This is a genomic window from Pseudomonas sp. NPDC089401 (assembly GCF_044749485.1).
Classification (GTDB): Bacteria; Pseudomonadota; Gammaproteobacteria; order Pseudomonadales; family Pseudomonadaceae; genus Aquipseudomonas.
This window is the reverse complement of the sequence record NZ_JBIVIA010000003.1, coordinates 673,853-693,240: the sequence shown is the minus strand read 5'-3', so window position 1 is coordinate 693,240 and position 19,388 is coordinate 673,853. Positions and strand designations below refer to the sequence as shown.

18 protein-coding genes and 1 riboswitch are annotated in these 19,388 nt (G+C 64.5%); of the genes, 8 read left to right on the top strand and 10 right to left on the bottom strand.

Annotated elements, in window-relative coordinates; all coding sequences use genetic code 11:
* A partial coding sequence (locus ACIP21_RS10520; RefSeq protein ID WP_400687091.1) for a thiamine pyrophosphate-dependent enzyme occupies positions 1-552 on the top strand: 552 nt, incomplete at its 5' end.
* Between the two features lie 222 nt (positions 553-774).
* Here the strand turns inward: ACIP21_RS10520 and ACIP21_RS10515 are convergent.
* A complete protein-coding gene (locus ACIP21_RS10515) occupies positions 775-1,158 on the bottom strand; it encodes a helix-turn-helix domain-containing protein (protein WP_400687089.1) in 384 nt (127 codons plus the stop codon).
* Positions 1,159-1,267: 109 nt separating this feature from the next.
* Entirely contained in the window at positions 1,268-1,954 is a 687-nt protein-coding gene (locus ACIP21_RS10510; protein WP_400687087.1) for a hydrolase, read from the bottom strand.
* Positions 1,955-2,161: 207 nt separating this feature from the next.
* Here ACIP21_RS10510 and ACIP21_RS10505 point away from each other — a divergent pair, with 207 nt between their 5' ends.
* Positions 2,162-2,623: a RidA family protein gene (locus tag ACIP21_RS10505; protein WP_400687085.1), complete on the top strand. Its 462-nt coding sequence runs from the start codon at positions 2,162-2,164 to the stop codon at positions 2,621-2,623.
* Positions 2,624-2,642: 19 nt separating this feature from the next.
* Here the strand turns inward: ACIP21_RS10505 and ACIP21_RS10500 are convergent, their stop codons facing one another.
* The 4 genes from ACIP21_RS10500 to ACIP21_RS10485 all read right to left on the bottom strand — a co-directional run bounded on the left by ACIP21_RS10500 (position 2,643) and on the right by ACIP21_RS10485 (position 7,782).
* A complete protein-coding gene (locus ACIP21_RS10500) occupies positions 2,643-3,629 on the bottom strand; it encodes a LysR family transcriptional regulator (protein ID WP_400687083.1) in 987 nt (328 codons plus the stop codon).
* A 260-nt stretch (positions 3,630-3,889) separates the two neighbouring features.
* Complete coding sequence (locus tag ACIP21_RS10495; RefSeq protein WP_400687082.1) at positions 3,890-6,136, bottom strand: TonB-dependent siderophore receptor; 2,247 nt, start codon at positions 6,134-6,136, stop codon at positions 3,890-3,892.
* A 300-nt stretch (positions 6,137-6,436) separates the two neighbouring features.
* Complete coding sequence (locus tag ACIP21_RS10490) at positions 6,437-7,078, bottom strand: 3-oxoacid CoA-transferase subunit B (protein WP_400687080.1); 642 nt, start codon at positions 7,076-7,078, stop codon at positions 6,437-6,439.
* 8 nt (positions 7,079-7,086) lie between these two features.
* Positions 7,087-7,782, bottom strand: a complete 696-nt coding sequence (locus tag ACIP21_RS10485; RefSeq protein ID WP_400687078.1) for a 3-oxoacid CoA-transferase subunit A — start codon at positions 7,780-7,782, stop codon at positions 7,087-7,089.
* 251 nt (positions 7,783-8,033) lie between these two features.
* Between ACIP21_RS10485 and ACIP21_RS10480 the strand changes: the two genes are divergently transcribed.
* The 5 genes from ACIP21_RS10480 to ACIP21_RS10460 all read left to right on the top strand — a co-directional run bounded on the left by ACIP21_RS10480 (position 8,034) and on the right by ACIP21_RS10460 (position 13,107).
* Positions 8,034-8,666: a TetR/AcrR family transcriptional regulator gene (locus tag ACIP21_RS10480; protein ID WP_400687076.1), complete on the top strand. Its 633-nt coding sequence runs from the start codon at positions 8,034-8,036 to the stop codon at positions 8,664-8,666.
* A gap of 45 nt (positions 8,667-8,711) precedes the next feature.
* Positions 8,712-9,695 carry an MDR family oxidoreductase gene (locus ACIP21_RS10475; protein WP_400687074.1) on the top strand — a complete coding sequence of 328 codons (984 nt, stop codon included), beginning with the start codon at positions 8,712-8,714 and terminating at the stop codon, positions 9,693-9,695.
* 88 nt (positions 9,696-9,783) lie between these two features.
* Positions 9,784-11,481, top strand: coding sequence for an acid phosphatase (gene acpA / locus ACIP21_RS10470; RefSeq protein WP_400687072.1), 1,698 nt, complete (start codon positions 9,784-9,786; stop codon positions 11,479-11,481).
* Positions 11,482-11,551: 70 nt separating this feature from the next.
* Positions 11,552-11,613: riboswitch (Fluoride riboswitch) on the top strand.
* A 71-nt stretch (positions 11,614-11,684) separates the two neighbouring features.
* Entirely contained in the window at positions 11,685-12,062 is a 378-nt protein-coding gene (gene crcB, locus ACIP21_RS10465; protein ID WP_400687071.1) for a fluoride efflux transporter CrcB, read from the top strand.
* Between the two features lie 76 nt (positions 12,063-12,138).
* On the top strand, positions 12,139-13,107 hold the full coding sequence (locus ACIP21_RS10460) for an AraC family transcriptional regulator (protein WP_400687069.1): 969 nt from the start codon (positions 12,139-12,141) through the stop codon (positions 13,105-13,107).
* Between the two features lie 118 nt (positions 13,108-13,225).
* On the opposite strand, the gene ACIP21_RS10455 is transcribed toward ACIP21_RS10460, so the two are convergent.
* Positions 13,226-15,139 carry a tyrosine-protein phosphatase gene (locus ACIP21_RS10455; protein WP_400687067.1) on the bottom strand — a complete coding sequence of 638 codons (1,914 nt, stop codon included), beginning with the start codon at positions 15,137-15,139 and terminating at the stop codon, positions 13,226-13,228.
* A 175-nt stretch (positions 15,140-15,314) separates the two neighbouring features.
* Positions 15,315-16,304, bottom strand: a complete 990-nt coding sequence (locus tag ACIP21_RS10450; protein WP_400687065.1) for a zinc-dependent alcohol dehydrogenase family protein — start codon at positions 16,302-16,304, stop codon at positions 15,315-15,317.
* Positions 16,305-16,417: 113 nt separating this feature from the next.
* Here ACIP21_RS10450 and ACIP21_RS10445 point away from each other — a divergent pair, with 113 nt between their 5' ends.
* Complete coding sequence (locus tag ACIP21_RS10445; protein WP_400687063.1) at positions 16,418-17,320, top strand: LysR family transcriptional regulator; 903 nt, start codon at positions 16,418-16,420, stop codon at positions 17,318-17,320.
* Here the strand turns inward: ACIP21_RS10445 and ACIP21_RS10440 are convergent.
* Both ACIP21_RS10440 and ACIP21_RS10435 read right to left on the bottom strand, forming a co-directional pair.
* Positions 17,313-18,086: an AraC family transcriptional regulator gene (locus ACIP21_RS10440; RefSeq protein WP_400687061.1), complete on the bottom strand. Its 774-nt coding sequence runs from the start codon at positions 18,084-18,086 to the stop codon at positions 17,313-17,315. The genes ACIP21_RS10445 and ACIP21_RS10440 overlap by 8 nt on opposite strands.
* 34 nt (positions 18,087-18,120) lie before the next feature.
* Positions 18,121-19,356 (bottom strand): MFS transporter, encoded by a 1,236-nt coding sequence (locus ACIP21_RS10435; protein ID WP_400687060.1) that lies wholly within the window; start codon positions 19,354-19,356, stop codon positions 18,121-18,123.
* Positions 19,357-19,388 lie beyond the last annotated feature (32 nt).

Below are 19,388 nucleotides of genomic sequence, written 5' to 3'. Positions count from 1 at the left end.
GACATCCGCCGCGTGCTGCCGTCCGAAGGCATCGTCGCCCTGGACAACGGCATCTACAAGATCTGGTTCGCCCGCAACTACAAGGCCCACAAGCCCAACACCGTGCTGCTGGACAACGCCCTGGCGACCATGGGCGCCGGCCTGCCATCGGCCATGGCGGCGCACCTGGTGTACCCGGACCGCCCGGTGATCTCGGTGTGCGGCGACGGCGGCTTCATGATGAACAGCCAGGAGCTGGAAACCGCAGTACGCCTTGGCATGCACATCACCGTGGTGATCCTGCGTGACGACGGCTACGGCATGATCCGCTGGAAGCAGGCCAACATGGGCTTCACCGACTTCGGCCTGGACTACGGCAACCCGGACTTCGTCAAGTACGCCGAAGCCTATGGCGCCAACGGCTATCGCGTGGAAAGCGCCGATGGTTTGCTGCCGTTGCTCGACCACTGCATTTCCAACCCCGGGGTGCATGTGATCGATTGCCCGGTCGACTACAGCGAGAACGATCGCATCCTCAACAGCGAGCTACGCCAGAGAGCGCTGGCAGTTTGAGCCTTGGGAGCGGGTAACGCACATATCGGCGTTGGATTGAGCTGGCCCTTATCGAAGTATTTCGGTAGGGCAAGAAATAAGGCCCTTAGGGGCCTTTTTTCGTTTCTGGCTACTACGAAAACTCAAAGTTTTTCCCTCCCTTGTAGTCCATTTCTCAACGCGTTAACCCGGCCTGCCGTTGCCTGTCAGCGACATGGCTTTGCCAGGCCAGCCTCACCGCATTCAGTGGAATGCCCGTTGCCGCCATGCCTGAGGCGTCATCCCTTGGGATCTCATGAACGCTCGGCAGAAATGTGACTGATCGTAAAAACCGCACGCCAGGGCGATCTCGGCAAGCATCATCGTCGATGCTTGCAGCAGTTCCTTGCTCTTGCTCAGCCGCTGCTGTCGTAACCACTGTTGTGGCGATACCCGTGTGCTGACTTTGAACATACGGGTGAAATGACTGCGCGAAAGGGCGCAGGCTTCGGCGAGTTCGGTTACCGCTACGCCGGTGTCCAGGCGATCCAGCATCATTTGCTTTGCAGTAGTGACCTGCCAGGGCTTGAGCCGCCCCGTCGAGCGAAATTCGACCGAGGTCAAGACCACGGCGTGAGCACTGTTCATGGCAATCCTTTCATCCAGAAACCTTCAATGAGCCTGACCCGGGCAGCGATGACCGCTGGAGCCTCATGAGAGGCTCCAGCAAGCGAGCAACCAAGGGGTGCGCAGGGCTTCAGGCCGATGCCGCCACCGGCGCCAGGGTGGGACCGTGCTGCACGCGCTCAGGCGCTTTGTGCACCATGGTGTAGGCGTAGTCGACGCCCATGCCATAGGCGCCCGAGTGTTCCTTGACCAGCTCCATCACGGCATCGTAGGTGTCGCGGTTCTTCCAGTCGCGCTGCCACTCCAGCAGCACCTGTTGCCACGTCACCGGCACCACCCCTGCCTGGATCATGCGCTGCATGGCGTAGTCGTGAGCCTCCTTGGTCGTGCCGCCGGAAGCGTCGGCAACCATGTAGATCTCATAGCCGGCATCGTGCATGGCCGACAGTGCGAAGGTGGTGTTGCAGACCTCGGTCCACAGGCCCGAAACGATGATCTTGTTGCGACCGTTCTTCTTCAGCGCGTCGCGAACTTTCTGATCATCCCAGGAGTTCATGGAGGTGCGCTCGAGCAACGGAGCGTCAGGGAAGACCGCGAGCAGTTCGGGATAGGTATGGCCGGAGAAACTCTCGGTTTCGACCGTAGTGAAGAGGGTGGGCACATTGAAGATCCTGGCTGCTTTAGCCAGGCCTACGGTGTTGTTCTTGAGCGTCTGCCGGTCAATGCTCTGGACGCCGAACGCCATCTGCGGCTGCTGATCGATGAAGATCACCTGGCTGTTGAGCGGGGTCAGGACTTCAGTGTGTGGATTGCTCATTGTTCTTCCCTTTTGTTGAACGGTGGCGAGAGTATCTGCGGCGGGTTGTCGCCGAGTGCCAGCAAAAGGTAACCAAACTTTCAGCGCAGCGGTGGCGCACTTTTGCGCTGCTGCAGGCGCATTAATGCACCCTTGGCCAGGTGGGAAGCGGTGCTAGCATCCAGGCCACTCGGATCACACCGATCCGTCATTCGCCTGGGGAATCCAATGGCCGCTTCACGACCTTTCAACGACGACACCGCCTACTGGGGCGTTCCCTGGGAAGAAAGCTACGGCTATCCGCAGGCGCGGCGGGTCGGCAACGAGATCTTCGTCTCGGGCCAGTTCAACCACGACGAAGAGGGCTACCTGGTAGCCCCGGCGCCGTTGGATGCTGACGGTCGACCGAGCGATTTCTCGTCGATGGGGGAACAGATGCGTGTTTCCTACGACAACATTGCCAAGTTGCTCGCCCTTTATGGCGCCACGCTGCAGGATGTCGTCGAAGAGACGCTGTACGTGCTGGACATGGACGCGGCCTTTGCCGTGGTCGGCAAGGTGCGCAAGGCCGCCTATGGCACAGAGCGCCCGCAGGCGGCCAGCAATATCATCGGTGTGTCGCGGCTGGCCCAGCGGCCGCAGCTGATCGAGATCGTCTGCAGGGCGGTGATCGGCGCCCAGGCCCAGTGACCTGTGTGCCCGCTGTCGCCTAACCTGCCGTGAGGGCCTGCTGGCCTTCCACCAGCGGTTTCAGGTCGGCCACGGCTGCCGCACAGAAGGTCATGAACGCTTTCACCCGCCAGGACTTTCTGATGTCCTGGTGGGTCAGCAGCCACAGCTCATCCTGAAGCTCCTGCACCAGTGGGCCGACGCGAACCAACCCAGGGGTGATGTCGCCCAGCATGCAGGGAAGAAAACCGAAACCGAGGCCGGCCGCAATGGCAGCGCTCGCCGCAGCCACCGAATCGGTGCGGTAGGCGATGTGCTGGGCGGGCACGCGGCACTCCACGTAACGGGTAGCCTTCAAGCCGCAAAGCCCCCCCGAGTAGGACACCCACGACTGACCCTCGGCGAAGGGGTTGGCGCATGCCACCTGCCTGGCGCTGCCATACGGCGCCCATGCGATGTTGGCAAGCTTGCGACCCACCAGGGTATCGGCCGGTTTGCAGGTCGCTCGCACCGCGATGTCCGACTCGTCCCGGGCCAGGCTCAGGGTCTGGTTGCCGACCAGCACTTCAAGGGTGATGCCTTTGTTCAGGGCTTTGAAGTCCGCGATGATCGGCGTGAGGAAATACAGCAGCAGCGAGTCGCTGGTGGTGATCCGCAGTTTCCCCAGCGGGCCCTGGCCGGCACGGGACACCCTGCGGGTGACACTGACGATGTCCAGTTCGACCCGTTCGGCCAGCGCCCGCAACTCGGTACCTTCGGCAGTCAGCAGATACCCGGCCTTGCGATGATCGAACAGCGCGACCCCGAGCACCGTCTCGACCTGTTTGACCCGGCGCGAAACCGTGGACACATTGATGCCGAGCTGTTTGGCGGTGTCGGCGCGGCTGCCGCAGTCACTCAGGGTCTTGATGATCCGCAAGTCGTCCCATGACAGCTGGCTGACAGCTTCGCCGACATCCCACTTCGGGCCATCGTTAACAGCAGGGATCGGCGGGGCACTTCCAGGTGACGGCTTCACGAAGATCATTCCAGGTGGGGAGGGCTGATGATACGAGAAGGGGCGGGGTCAACCAAGGTAGCGTTCGTAGAGGGGGTCTGCGTTGCAGGTTGCAGGGATGATTGCAGGCAAAAGAAAGCCCGCTGCTAGGCGGGCCAAGGTCTATCACGTAGGGATGGTTTGAGTCTGCCCGGCGGGTCGTGAAAATTCGGTGAAGGAAACGTCCTCACAGTGTGATCTGGGCGAGGAGGGTGCCCGTGCGTGGGAACCCTGACCTCGAAGGAACCTTGTCAGAACGCGTAAACCAGCGTGGCAGTGGCACTGCGTGGGGTGCCATACCAGCCACGTGAGCCGATGGCGGTGTAGTAGGTCTTGTCGAAGACGTTGTTGAGATTGAGCGATACGCTGGTTTGTGGGGTGAAGGCGTATTGCGCCATCAGGTCGACAATGCTGTAGGGATCCTGGGTGAAGGTCTCGTCGTTTGGCCCGGCGCCTTTGTAGTATTCGCGACCCTGCCAGCGCACGCCGCCACCGACCTTCAGCTGCGGCAGGGACTGCAGACGGTAGCTGGTGAACAACTTCAGTGTGTCACGCGGCACTTCGGTGTTCAGGCGATCGCCATCGGCGTCTTTGCTGACGGCATAGGTGTAGCTGGCCGATACCTGCCAGTCGGGCAGGATCTCGCCGGCCATTTCCATCTCGAAACCGCGCGTCTTGGTGCCCGACTCGGCACGGTAGGCCTGGTTGCCGTCTGGCGCCAGGTTGCTGCCATCGGCCACTGCCAGGTTGTCCTGATGCACCTCGAAAACGCTGAATGCAGTAGTCAGGCGCTTGTTCCAGAACTCGCTCTTCAAGCCCAGCTCGTAGTTCACCCCTTCCAGAGGATCGAGGTAGGCGCCGCTGACATCCTTGTTGCTCTGTGGCTTGAAGATGGTGGTGTAGCTGGCATAGGCCGACCAGTTTTCATTGAGGTCATACACCAGCCCCAGGTACGGCGTGACGACCCCGTTTTCGCTGCGCGACGTACGGCTGGTTTCGCCGGTGGCCAGGGTGGTGGAGCTTTCATCGCGCTTCCAGTCGATCACCCGCGCCCCGGTGATCAGCGACAGGTCGTCGGCCAGGCTCCAGCGCACCGAGGCGACCAGGCCATCCTGGGTTTCATCCAGGGCATCTTCCGACGACTTGGTGTGGATGGCGTCCGGGATCGCCAGCGAGCCGTCCCAGGTGTTGATGTTGTCGATGTCCTGGAACGACCACAGCGGGTAACCGGCGTTACGGTAATAGGCCCTGTAGTGGCTGGCGCCGAGATAAGCCTGGTGCTCGCGGGCAAACAGTTGGAAAGGGCCTGCGGCCGACAGGTCGAACGAGGTCTGCCGGGGCTCGCCTGCCCAGCGGCCGGTCCAGGTACTGATGCCACTGCCATCGGGGTTGACGGTGCCGCTGGCTGCGGTGGCAAAGGCGTCGTCATAGCTGCGGCGGCTGTGCTCGGCATTGAGTTTCAACTGCCAGCCGTTGTCCAGCTGATGCTCCAGGGTGGTGAACAGCGTCTTGGTGCGACGCTTGTGGTAGCTCCAGTCCGAGGCGGAGTTGAACGAGCGCGAAGGGCTGAAGTGGCTACCGTCCGAGTTGTACATCGGGAAACCATGGTTGCCGGCGCCTTCGTTGTCCATCTCCTGGTATTCACCGCCCACTGTCAGCATCGTGCTGTCAGTGATGTCCCATTCCAGCACGCCGTAGAACGCTTGCTTGTCCAGGGACTGGCGGTCGACGTAGCTTTGGCTGTTGCTGTTCGACGCTACGAAGCGGCCTCGTACATTACCGCTATCGGACAACTTGCCGGACACGTCCAGTTCCTGGCGATAGTCGTCCCAGGAGCCCGCTTTGAGTGTCAGCTTGCGCTGCGTTTCCAGCGTTGGCTTCTTGCGAATCAAGTTGACTGTCGCGCCGGGATCGCCCGTACCCGACATCAGCCCCGTGGCGCCGCGCACTACTTCTACACGGTCGTAGGACACCATGTCGGCGAGGTCGTCCCTGAAACCGTAGGTATCGGGTCTGTTGATGCCATCCACCTGGATGCTGCCTACCTCGAAGCCGCGCACGTAGATATGGTTGGCATCACTACCTGCGGGGCCCATGCTGTCGACCACGACCCCCGGGGTCTGTTCGAGCACCTGGGTAACGCTGTTGAGGTTCTGGTCTTCGATCTGCTGGCGGGTGACCACGCTGACCGATTGCGGCGTTTCACGGGCCGAGAGACGCAGCCCGGTTGCGGTATTGGCCGAGCCGGTGGCGTAACTGCCGGTGCCTTCAGTGGTGGCGCCCAGGCCCACGCCGGATACCGTCGTCGCGGAAAGCTCCATCGAGCCGCCCTGGCTTGGGGGCACCTGATCCTGGGTCGTGGCCAGTGGCTCTGCCGGGATGCTGTAACTGGCAGCCTCGGCGTGGACACTGCTGGCCGCCAGCAGAGAGCCCGAGAGGCTGAGCGCCAGTGAAGCCTGGCGAATGCTGGTAGCGGTAGACGGCAAACAAGCGGACATCCATTGACTCCTGTTCGTTGAAACACCTGGTTTCCCAATAGAAATCGTATTGATAATGGGAATCCTTCGCATAAAGGCGGCGAGATGTTCTTTCCTTGAGGTGGCGATGTCAATCGATGCTTTGCGGTTTTGCTGGCTCGCACACAATCGGTGTCGGAGCCCGGGAGGCTGAGGGAAGAAAAGCCCAGGCTGACCTGGGCATGGCGCATGCCTGAACGGTGACAGGAGCGCCGGCAAGGCGAACGGCTACAGCACGCTGAGTGGTGTAGTCGTCCGCCTTGAGGGGAGGGGTCTAGCCGATCACTGGATCAATGGCACGCCACTGAGTCGCTGCAGCTCGTCGAAGTCGATGTCGGCGCAGATCTCGACCACGCGCAGGCCATCGGAGGTCACTTCCAGCACGGCAAGGTCGGTGTAGATGCGGCTGACGCAACCGATGCCGGTCAGCGGGTAGGTGCACGCCGGCACCAGCTTGCTTTCGCCGGACTTGGTCAGGTGGTCCATCATCACGAACACCTGGCGCGCGCCGGTGGCCAGGTCCATGGCGCCGCCCACGGCGGGGATCGAACCCTCGGCGCCGGTGTGCCAGTTGGCCAGGTCGCCCTTGACCGACACCTGGAAGGCGCCCAGCACGGCGATGTCCAGGTGGCCGCCACGCATCATCGAGAACGAGTCGGCGTGGTGGAAGAAGGCGCCGCCGGTAAGCAGGGTCACGTGCTGCTTGCCGGCGTTGATCAGGTCATCGTCTTCCTCGCCCGGTGCAGGGCTTGGGCCCATGCCCAGCAGGCCGTTTTCGCTGTGCAGGAACACTTCCTTGTCGCCCAGGAAGTTGGCCACCAGGGTCGGTGCGCCGATGCCCAGGTTGACGTAGGCGCCTTCCTGGATGTCTGCGGCCACGCGCTGGGCCATCTCGGTGCGGGAGAGCTTTTTGGTGATGGTCATGGCAGGCCTCAGACAGCGTTGGCGATCGAAGAAGCGGCGGTGCCGGAGACGGCGACCACGCGCTGGACGAAGATACCCGGGGTGATGATGTGCTCCGGGTCCAGCTCGCCGAGCTCGACGATCTGGTCGACCTGGGCGATGGCGGTCTTGGCGGCCATGGCCATGATCGGGCCGAAGTTGCGCGCGGCCTTGCGGTAGATCAGGTTGCCCCAACGGTCACCCTTGTACGCCTTGATCAGCGCGACATCCGCGTGCAGCGGCATTTCCAGCACGTACATGCGGCCGTCGATCTCGCGGGTTTCCTTGCCTTCGGCCAGCAGGGTGCCGTAGCCGGTCGGCGAGAAGAACGCGCCGATGCCCGAGCCTGCGGCGCGGATGCGCTCGGCCAGGTTGCCTTGCGGTACCACTTCCAGCTCGATCTTGCCGGCGCGGTACAGTTCGTCGAACACGTAGGAGTCGGACTGGCGCGGGAACGAGCAGACCACCTTGCGCACGCAGCCTGCCTTGAGCAGGGCCGCCAGGCCGATCTCGCCGTTGCCGGCGTTGTTGCTGATGATGGTCAGGTCGCGGGCACCGGTGGCGATCAGGCCGTCGATGAGCTCGGAGGGCATGCCGGCAGTACCGAAGCCACCGACCATGATGGTCGAACCGTCGCTGATGCCTTCCACCGCGCTGGCGATGGACTCGTAGGTTTTATTGATCAAAGCGAGCTCCTGGTTGTTCCTGGAGTGGGGATTGTCTGTTGGCCACCGCGTGGTGAAACGAGCTGGCGGTCAGCGCTTGGTGTTGTGTGCTGATATGGGCTATAGCGTGCCGCAAGACAGGGCAACAGTAGAGGGGGGGAAGGCGGAATTTGTGCGGTTATCGAACCGTTGTGCGATGTGCGGGCATTGATCGACCATGACAGCGGCGGGTCACCGTTGACATTAAAAACGATCAGTCTAAATTAACTGCCATGACTGACAGCAAACCCCTTGTCCGCCGAGGACGCCCACCCAAGATCGCCCGCGATCACCTCGAAACCCGTGAACTGCTGCTGCGTTGCGGCATGGAGGTGCTGACTGAGCAAGGCTTCGTGGCGACCGGCATCGACACGGTGCTCAAGCGCATCCAGGTGCCCAAGGGGTCGTTCTACCACTACTTCGACAGCAAGGAAGCGTTCGGCCAGGCGGTGCTGCAACGTTACGCGGAGTATTTCGCGCGCAAGCTCGATCGCTGGTTGCTCGACGAGCAGGTCACGCCGTTACAACGGCTGGTCAATTTCGTCGAAGACGCCAAGGCTGGCATGGAGAAGTACGCGTTCCGCCGGGGCTGCCTGGTCGGCAACCTCGGCCAGGAGGTCTCGGTATTGCCCGACAGCTTCCGCCAGCAACTGGAGGCCGTGTTGTGCGATTGGGAAAACCAATTGCTGGGCTGCCTGAACGCCGCCGTGGAAGCCGGAGAGATCGAAGCGCAAACCGATTGCCAGGCCCTTGCCGCCTTTTTCTGGATCGGTTGGGAGGGCGCCGTGCTGCGTGCGCGCCTGGTACAGGGGCCGCGTCCGCTGGATATTTTCATCAAGGGTTTTCTCGCTGGCATCGTCACCTGATTCCGCAGGCCTATTTAAAGACAACCAGTCTAAAGTGAGGGCAACATGTTCAACGCAATCCTGGTCGAGAAGGATGATTCGAACTACCACGCGCGTCTGACTGAGCTGGAGGATAGTCGCCTACCCGAAGGGGACGCGACAGTGCGGGTCGCCTACAGCACCCTCAACTTCAAGGACGCGCTGGCCATCACCGGCCAAAGCCCGGTGGTGCGGCAGTTCCCCATGGTGCCGGGCATCGACCTCGCCGGTACCGTGGAGCACAGCGCTCACCCTGCCTTCAAGGCGGGAGACCGGGTGCTGTTGAACGGCTGGGGCGTGGGCGAGCAGCACTGGGGTGGCTTGGCCCAGAAGACCCGGCTGAAAGGGGAGTGGCTGATCCCCCACCCAGAAGGTCTGGATGAACGCCAAAGCATGGCCATCGGTACGGCTGGCTACACCGCCATGCTCTGCCTGATGGCCCTTGAGCGTCACGGGCTTACGCCGGAAGCCGGGCCGGTGCTGGTAACGGGGGCCAGTGGCGGCGTGGGCAGTTTTTCCATCAGCCTGCTGGCGGGCCTCGGCTACAGGGTCATCGCGTCCACGGGCAAGTTGGATGAAACCGACTACCTGAAGCATCTGGGGGCGGAAACGGTCATCGACCGTGCAGAGCTTTCGGCGCCAGGTCGGGCGCTTGGCAAGGAACGTTGGGCTGCAGCAATCGACTCGGTCGGCAGCCACACCTTGGCCAACGCCTGTGCCGCTACCCACGCCGAGGGCGCCGTCGCCGCCTGCGGCCTGGCGCAAGGCATGGACCTGCCGGCGAGCGTGGCGCCATTCATCCTGCGTGGTGTGAGCCTGCTGGGGGTCAACAGCGTGACCCAGCCTTATGCACGGCGTGTCGAGGCCTGGGCTCGGCTTGTCCATGAAGTGTCAAAGGAGCATCTGGCGCTGATTACCCGCGAGATCGGGCTGAAGGACGCAATCGATGCCGCCTCTCAACTCTTGCAAGGGCAGGTGCGTGGGCGCCTGGTGGTGGATGTGAACCGCTAGGTCGCCGTGCGTGGCGACAGCCATAAAACTGTCATGCGTCATCGCTAGCCTGCGCCGAAATAAATTGTCACAGGTAATGGAGCAGGCGATGCACGAGGCACCCGGTCACGACAGCGAACAGGACACCGATAACCCACCCGCCCGCGGCCCTTCGCGCCGCGGCTTCCTGAGTGGCCTGGCGCTGCTGGGGGCGGGTGCCGGCCTGGCGGCGTGCGGTCGTGGCGAAAGTTCGCCAAGCGATGCCGTTCGCCCGCAACCGACCGGCGCCGCGCTGGACCGGGCACTGCGCGACAAGGTAAAGAGCGTGGTGGTGATCTACGCCGAGAACCGCAGCTTCAACAACCTGTTCGCCGACTTCCCCGGCCTGCAGAGCCCGCTGGCCCAGTTGGGCAAGGACGCCTATGCCCAGCGCGACCGCGACGGCACGCTGTTCGACACCTTGCCGCCGACCTTTGGCGGCACCTTGCAGGTCGGCCCGCAGACCGTCGATGGCATCACCTACGACAAGGACATCGAGTTTCAGCCCGCACTGCCCAACGCGCCGTTCGCGCTCAAGGGCCCCAAGGGCGAGGACCTGCCCCTGGGCCTGGTCACCCGCGACCTCTGGCACGTGTTCTACCAGAACCAGTTGCAGATCAATGGCGGCAAGAATGACGGCTTCGCCGCCTGGTCCGACGCCGGCGCGCTGACCATGGGCTACTACCCACAGACCCGCTACAACCTGCGCCTGTGGGACCTGGCCCGGCAGTTCGTGTTGTGCGACAACTTCTTCCAGGCCGCCTTTGGTGGCTCGTTCCTCAACCACCAGTACCTGGTGGCGGGGCGTGCGCCGTTCTACCCGGACGCCGCCAATTCGCCGGCGCGCAGCCAGATCGCCCAGCTGCAGAGCGACGACCCGCTGGACATCCGCCTCAAGCCCCTGGCCGGTTCGCCCAACAAGGCCCATGACGGCCCGCCACAGTTCGGCCCCAGCGCCATCACGCCCGACGGCCATGCGGTCAACACCCTGGCGCCGCCGTACTGGCCGACCTGGCTGCGCGACCCGGAGCGCCCGGACTATTCCAAGCCCGACCTGCCCAACGTGCTGGTGCCCCAGACCCACGAACACATCGGCGACAAGCTCAACCAACGCAACATCGACTGGGCCTGGTACGCCGGTGGCTGGCAGGCCACGCTGGACGCCTTCAAGGACTCGGGCAGCATTCCCAGGATCCCCAACTTCCAGTACCACCACCAGCCGTTCAACTACTTCCAGCCACTCGGGCCGGAACACCCCGAAGAGCGCAGCAAGCGCCTGCGCGACGGTGGCCTGGGCGAAGACCCGAGCACCAACCGCTTCCTTGCCGACGCCGCTGCCGGCCGACTGCCGGCGGTGACCTTCTACAAGCCCCAGGGCAACCTCAACCTGCACGCCGGTTATGCCGATGTGGCCTCCGGCGACCGGCACATCGAGCGCATCGTCAAGACCCTGATGGAAAGCCCGCAATGGTCGAACATGGTGGTGGTGATCACCGTCGACGAGAACGGCGGCTGGTGGGACCACGTCGCGCCGCCCAAGGGTGACCGCTTCGGGCCGGGGTCGCGAATCCCGGCGCTGGTGGTGTCGCCGTTCGCCCGCAAGGGCACGGTGGACCACACGGTGTACGACACCACCTCGATCCTGCGCCTGATTACCCGAGTGTTCGACCTCGAGCAGCTCGAAGGGCTCGCGTCCCGGGACAGGGCCATGGCAGGGCGGGGGCAGGCATTGCTGGGTGACCTGACCGGCGCCCTGGATTTGAGCTGAGACGCCCACAGGGTCGAGCGGGCCTTGAAGTATCGAATATTTGCATTACCGGTTGTGGCCGATTAGCATCACCGCTTCCGGAGATGGCATTCCTCCTCGAACCGCCCTAGCGCTGATGATGCCTACGCACACCCTGTGACAGGGCGCGTAGGCCATGCCTGCCGTTTACCCACAGGGCCCTCGATACCTTGTGGAGTTTCCCGATGTACCTTTCCCTTCTGTCCGTGATCGTCGGTGGCAGCACCGGTTGCGTACTGCGCTGGTGGTTCGGCCTGCGCTTCAACGCGCTGTTCCCGGGCATGCCTTTCGGCACCTTGCTGGTCAACCTGATCGGCGGTTTCGTCATCGGTGGGGCCATGGCCTTCTTCATGCGCTGGCCCAACCTCGATCCGGCCTGGCGCCTGCTGATCACCACCGGCTTCTGCGGCGGCCTGACCACCTTCTCGACGTTTTCCGCCGAAGTCCTGTCGATGCTCATGCACGGCCGCTATGGCTGGGCTGCGGCGACGGTGTCGGCGCATGTGCTGGGTTCGCTGCTGATGACCTTCGCCGGTTTTGCCCTGGTGCGTTGGCTGGGCTGAAGCGGGGCGTCATGCCGTTGTCATGTGCCCATGCTAGGGTGCCGGTCCCCTTTCGTGGCACAAGGTGTGCGACACGGTGAACACCGGCACGACCCGCAAACCGTTCCTGCTCCGCTCCAGCGACATGCGCAGCGACGAATTCGCCGCGCTGTTCACCCAGCTGTACGGCAACCTCTACGCCGACATGCCGCCGTTGGGCGAGGGCATCGCCATCGGTGGCGTCTATGGGCGTTTCGACGGCATGAGCGTGCGGCGCATGCACTACCAGGGCGACTTCCGTATCGTCCTGCCCACGCCGCAGGACGAGATCACCTTCGTGCTGCCCACCGCTGGCAAGATCATCTTCGAGCACTGCGGCGAGTTGATCGGCGGGGCCCAGGTGGGCCTGGCCGTCGACAAGCTCGACATCCGCTCGGTGCGCATGGCCGAGAACCATGCGCAGTGCGGCATGTCGATCCGCCGCGGGCTGTTTGCCGAGCGCCTGTCGACCCTGCTGGGGCGGCCATTGACGGCGTCGATTCGCTTTGCCCCGGTGGTGGATCTCAACCAGCCGACCTTCCAGGGCATCCGCGCCTTGCTCGAACTGGCCACCGGGACCGAATTCGATCAGCTGCTCGCCAGCGGCCTGCTGATGCCCACGCGCCTGCGCGAGATGCTGGTCGACGCACTGCTGGAAACCTGGCCGCACAACTACAGCGAAGCCTTGCGCAGCCCGACGCCGGCGCTGGCCCCGCGGCATGTGAAGCTGGCCATGGCCTACCTGCGCGAGCACCCGGCCAGGCTGGTGAGCGGCAGTGAGCTGGCGGGGTTGGCCAACGTCAGCTTGCGGGCGTTGCAGGAAGGCTTTCGGCGTTTTGCCGGCACGTCGATTGGCGAATACCAGAGACAGGTGCGGCTGGAGCAGGCGCGCCAGGTGCTGGAGCGCGGGGAAGGTGGGTCGGTGGCCGAGGTGGCCTTGCAGCATGGGTTCAGCAATGCCGGGCGGTTCAGCCAGTATTTCCAGCAGGCCTTTGGTGTCAGCCCGGCCCTGATCCGGCGCAAGTAGACCGGGGCTGCTGCGCAGCCCTTCGCGGGCAAGCCCGCTCCCACACGGGCCGTAAGGGCTGTGAATCCTGTGGGAGCGGGCTTGCCCGCGAAGGGCCGCACAGCGGCCCCCTCTACCGTCAGAAGGCGTAGCTGGCCTTGAGGCTGCCGCTGACCCCGTGGCTATCGCCACCCCCCAAGGCCGCCACTTCGGCTCCCACGCTCAGCGCCCCCAGGTTGGCCATCAGGTTTACCCCCCCGGTGAACTGGTCGCGGTTGTCGAACGCCGCGCGTTGTTCGACGTCCAGCCCCAACAGGTGGCCTTCACTCTCGACCTGATGATTGCCCAGGGCATGCTCGTAACCGACCTCGACCCCGGGCACCAACTGCCAGCTACCCAGCGCCACCGGCGCGAAGGACGCCTTGAGGTTGGCCACTGCGGCGCGGCGGGTTTGCTTCAGGTCATCCACCTGCAAGGCCAGCTCGCTGCCTTTCTCGGTAAAGCCGTTCAAGTCGACACGGCTGACGCGGATGCCCAGGCTTGGCTCCAGCACCATGCCCGCGGTGGGCAGGCGGTAACCCAACGCCAGGCTGCCACCGGCCAGGGTGCCGTGGCTGTCGCCCTTGGCCGTGCCCAGGCCGCCGCCCAGTTCACGCTTGCTGGAATAGTCGAGCCAGCCGGCATTGGCCTCGGCATCGATGAACAGGCCTTGTTCCAGGCTGCCCGGGGCGAAGCGCGCGCCCAGGCTGAGGAAGGTCAGGTCGGTGTCCGCCTCGCCGCCGGCGCCGCCGACATTGCCATTGCTGTAGCCGAACCCGGCATGGCCGCTGAGCTGCTCGGAGAAGCGCTGGGTCATGCCGACCATCAAGCCCTGGCTGTGCTCGTTGCTGCTGGCCGCATGGGCCGAGCCGTCGGTGCCCAGGTAGCCGGCCAGCGCGGTGCTCCACAGGCGCGACTGGCCGACCTTGAGGTCGACGCCATCGGCGAAGGGGGCAGCGGCGCGGTCGATCATCGCGCCCTGGCGCAACAGGTAGCTGGCCGCGTCGGCATGCACCTGGCCACCCACGGTCGACTCGACGCCGCCCAGGGTGCCGGCATCGATGGCCGACTGCAGGTAGTAGTTGTAGGCGCTGTAGGTGCCCGACAGCGAACTTTCCTGCAGCTGGCGCAGCAGCTGTGCGCCGGCCGCGGCGTTGCCCAGCAGGCCGGCCTCGCCCGGCAGCGTGGCATAGCTGACCATCTTGCCGCGCAGCACGTAAATGGTCGCTTGCGACAGGCCCAGGCCCTGCTTGAGGTAGTTGTCCATGCTGCCGTATTCGGCGGTGACTTCGTCCAGGCCGGCCTGCAGGTAGCTGGCCTCGACGCCGAGCAATGGTGCGTAGATTTCGGCCATGCTCGCCGGCATGGCGGCCAGGGTCGCAGCGACGCGGGCGGCGGTGTAGTCGTTGGTGGCCAGGTAGTTGCTCATGATGGTCGCCTGGTCGACCCCGGCGATGCTCAGCAGCACGGCGGCGGTCCAGCCTGTGCGGTCCTTGCCGGCGGTGCAATGGAACAGCGCGGCGCCGTCGGCGCTGGCCAGTTCGTTGAACAGTACGGTGAACTGGCTGCGCATGCCGGCATCGCTGACGAAGGCGCGGTTGGTTTCCTCCATCATCGCCCGCGCCTGGGCAGCGCTGGTGAAGCTGAGGTTGGTGATGTTCGAGCCCGAGGTGGTGCTGCCGATGATGTCGATGTTGGTGTAGGTGGCGCCGGCCGGCAGGGTGTCGGGCGTGGTGGCGATCTCGCTGGCAGTGCGCAGGTCGAACACGTCGCTGATGCCCAGGCCGTTGAGGATGGCCAGGTCGGCGGCAGTCGGGGTCAGGGCGTTGGAGCGATAGAACACGCCGGCCCGCATCGTGCCGTCATGGCTGGTGCTGTAGGCCGTGGTGGTGCCGGCGATGTCGCGGAAGTTGTCCATGCCGGCCAGGCGCGGAGTGTCGAGCGCGTCGGCGGCGTGGGCGGTGGAGATGGCCAGGGTCAGCAGGGACAGGGAGCAGAACAGACGTTGCAGCACGGAAAGAGCCTCGGTGGGATACGTTGTGCTGGCTACTGTCCGGGGTCGATATGAAACTGAATGTTACATATTGCAGGGGTATGTGAATGGGTGCGGGATCTGTCCCGGGACTGCGCGTTCTGTCTGTTCCGGCCCCTTCGCGGCATTACCCGCGAAAGGGCCGGAACAGGTGAAGTCAGACGGTTACCACCACCTTGCCCACTTGCTGGTTGGCCTCCAGGTAGCGGTGCGCTTGCTGGATCTCATCCAGCGCGAACGTCCGGGCGATGATCGGCTTCAACTCGCCACTGGCCAGCCCCTCGATGATGAATGCCTTGGCCCGCGCCAGCGCCGCCGGGTCACTGACGATCTCGTTGTACAAATAGCCCTTGAGGGTCAGGCTCTTGCCCAGCACGGTGAACAGCGGGAAGGGCGTCGGCTCGCTGCTCAAGGCGCCGTACTCCAGCAAGATGCCACCGCGGGCCATGCTGGCGGTCAGGGCCTCGAAGGCCGGCCCGCCGACCGGGTCGAAGACCACGCGCGCACCTTGGCCGTCGGTTAGTGCCATGACCCGCTCGACGATGTCTTCCTCGTCACTGACGATCACCTGGGCTGCTCCTGCATCGAGCAAGGCCTGCACCTTGGCGCGGGTACGGGTGATGGCGATGGCGGTGGCGCCGACCTTGCGGGCTACCTGGAAAGCCGCCAGCCCCACGCTGCTGGATGCGGCGGTAACCAGCACGAAATCGCCAGTACCCAGCCTGGCCTGTTCGACCAGCCCGCCCCAGGCGGTCACGTACTGCATCCACGAGGCCGCTGCCTGCTCGAAGGACAGGTTGGCAGGGTGCTTGACGGTGAGGTAGGCAGGCACATTGATCACCTCGCCGTAGGTGCCCCAGCGGGCGATATCCAGTGGCGGGATCAGGCTGACCGCATCGCCTTCGGCGAAACCGCTGACCGCGCTGCCCCAGGCCTGGACCCGGCCGGCTGCTTCATAGCCCAGGCGGCTGGGAAATTCAGCCTGCTGCAGGTACTGATTGCTGCGAAACATCACTTCGGCGCGGTTCAGGCCGATGGCCTTGACGGCGATCTGCACTTCATCTGCCGCGGGTGCGGCGATTTCGAGGTCTTCCAGTTGCAGGACGCTGGCGTCGCCATAGGCGTGGATGCGGACTGTGCGGGGCATGTTGATCTCCGGTTCGAGGGGGCAGGGCGCCCCGTGGTGCGCACCAATCTAGGCGTTGGGCCCCAGGTGAAAAAGGCCTAGGATGAATCAACACTGGAAACAGGATGTTTGTAATGGATCGCCTCACGCAAATGGCCATCTTCGTCAAGGCGGTGGAGCTGGGCACGTTCAGCGCCGCGGCAGATGACCTGCGCCTGTCGCCACAGCTGGTCGGCAAGCAGGTCAAGCTGCTCGAACGACACCTGGGCCTGTCGCTGCTCAACCGCACCACCCGCCGGCAGAGTCTGACCGACTTCGGCCGCAGCTATTACGCGCGCGCCAAGCTCATCCTGGCGGAAGTGCAGGCCGCAGAGAACCTCGCTGCCGAAACCCGCGGCACGCCCAGCGGGCGGCTGCGGATCAATGCCCCGGTGACCTTTGGCATGCGCGCGCTGTCGCCGCGCCTGCTGGATTACATGGTGCGCTACCCGCAGGTGTCGGTGGAACTGGTGCTCGACAACGGGCTGGTGGACTTGGTCAACGAGGGTTTCGACGCCGTGTTCCGGGTTGGCGAACTGGCCGACAGCGGGCTCAAGGCCCTGGCGCTGGCGCCGTACCGGCAGGTGCTGTGCGCCGCGCCGGCCTACCTGGCGCGGCGCCCGCCGCTCGACAGCCCATGGGACCTGGCTGGGCATGATTGCCTGCACTTCGGCTACGCCGACGGGCGCTCGCACTGGAGTTTCGAGGGCCCCGAAGGGCCTGTCGATGTGCCGATTACAAGCCGTTTGACGATCAATCAGGGGGATCCGCTGCTGGCAGCCGCCGTCGCTGGCCTGGGGGTCGTCGTGCAGCCGCTGGAGCTGGTGCAGGATGCCTTGCGCGACGGTACCCTGGTGAGGGTGCTGCCGCACTACGAGGTGCCGGCCTCGCCGATGCATGTCCTCTATGCACCGGACCGTCGCCTGACGCCAAAGCTGCGCAGTTTTCTCGATTTTGCCCGGGACGCCTTCGCCACACCGGGTGCGCCTGTCATTTGAAGAACTGGCTCGGGGTGATGCCGAACTGGCGCTTGAACATGCTGGCGAACGCGCTGGGGCTTTCGTAGCCCAGCGTGCCTGCCACATCGATGATGCGTTCGCCCAGGGCGATGCGCTCCAGCGCCTGCATCAAGCGCGCCTGCTGGCGCCACTGGCCGAAGGTCATGCCGGTTTCCTTGCGGAACAGGCGCTGGATGGTCTTCTCGTCGACCCCCAGGTGCGCGCCCCAGTCGGCCACGGTCGAGGTGTCGTGGGGGCGTGCGTGCAGGGTCGAGCAGATGACCCGCAGGCGCTTGTCGCTGGGCTGCAGCAGCTTGAGCGGCAAGGTCGGCAGCACGCAGATCTCGTCGAGGATCAGGCGCATCACCCGGGCTTCCCGGGAGTCCTCGATGAACGGCCCGTGGAAGGTCACCGAGGTCTTGATCAGCTCGCTGAGCAGCGGTGAAATGCTGATCGCCTTGCTCTGCCGGGGCAGGCCGGGCGCTGCGTTGGGGTGCACGAACACGCTGCGCATCTTTACGTCGCCCACGCAACGGATCGCGTGCACCTGCCCGCAGGGCATCCAGATGCCGCGGCTGGGGGGCACGGTCCAGCGCTCGGCTTCGGACTCGACGAGCATCAGGCCCTTGATGGCGTAGATCAGCTGGTGCTTGGCGTGCGAATGGGGGGCGATGAACCAGTCCGGTGGGTAGTCGGTTGCCCGGCTGCCCACCTCCCAGGCCCACTCATCGACCTCCATCAACAGCTCGTGCTGTGGTTTGACCATGCTCTCCTCGTGCAGTCCAGCAAACGCGGCCAGCTTAGCAGCAGCGGGTGGGTCGTGCCTTGGAGCGGGTAGCCGGCAGCAGCGCAGTGGCCAGGCCCAGCAACGGCAGGAACGAGATCACCTGGTACACCCACTCGATGCCATGCAGGTCGGCCAGCTCGCCAAGGCCTGCGGCGCCGATGCCGCTGATGCCGAACATCAGCCCGAACATCACCCCCGAGACCATGCCGACCCGGCCGGGCACGGCTTCCTGGGCATAGACCACCAGGGCGGCGAACGCCGAAGACATCACCAGGCCGATGGCCACCGCCAGCACCGCGGTCCAGGCCAGGTTGGCGTAGGGCAGGGCGAGGGCGAACGGTGCCACGCCGAGGAACGAGATCCAGATCACCGCCTTGCGCCCGATGCGGTCACCCACCGGCCCGCCGGCAAAGGTGCCCAGGGCCACGGCGGCGAGGAACACGAACAGGTACAACTGGCTTTGCTGAACGCTGAGGCTGAAGTGCTCGATCAAGTAGAAGGTGAAGTAGTTGGTGAACGAGGCGATGTACACGAACTTGGCGAACATCAGTACGGCGATCACCCCCACCGCGCGCCACATGGCGCCCTTGGACAGGCCTGGCGCCTGCTGCCCGGCAAGGCCCTTGAGCTGGGTCTGGCCGTGGCGGATGGTCCAGCCGGTGACGCGTAGCAGCACGAAGATGGCCAGGCCGGCGGCGAGCATGAACCAGGCGATGGCCGGCTGGCCATGGGGGATGACAATCGCGGCGGTCAGCAGCGGGCCAATGGCGGAGCCGGTGTTGCCGCCGACCTGGAAGGTCGATTGCGCGGTACCGAAGCGCCCGCCGGAGGCCATGCGTGCCACTCGCGAGGCTTCCGGGTGGAAGGTCGCCGAGCCGATGCCGACCACGGCGGCGGCGAACAGCAGCATCTCGTAGCTGTTGGCGAAGGCCAGCAGGGCGATGCCGACCAGGGTGAACAGCATGCCGGTTGGCAGCAGGTAGGGCAGCGGGCGCTTGTCGGTGTACATGCCGACCCAGGGTTGCAGCAGCGAAGCGGTGACCTGGTAGATCAGGGCGATCCAGCCGATCTGGGCGAAGCTCAGCGAGAAGTCGCTCTTGAGCATCGGGTAGATCGACGGCAGCACGGCCTGGATCAGGTCGTTGAGCAGATGGGCGAAGGCGGCGGCACCGACGATGCGGACCAAAAAGCCCTGGGGATGGTCGGCGGACGTGGCGTCGGGCGCCAAGGTAACGGCAGGAGTCGTCATGGGCGAGGCTCTTTTTTCAAGGATGGCATGGC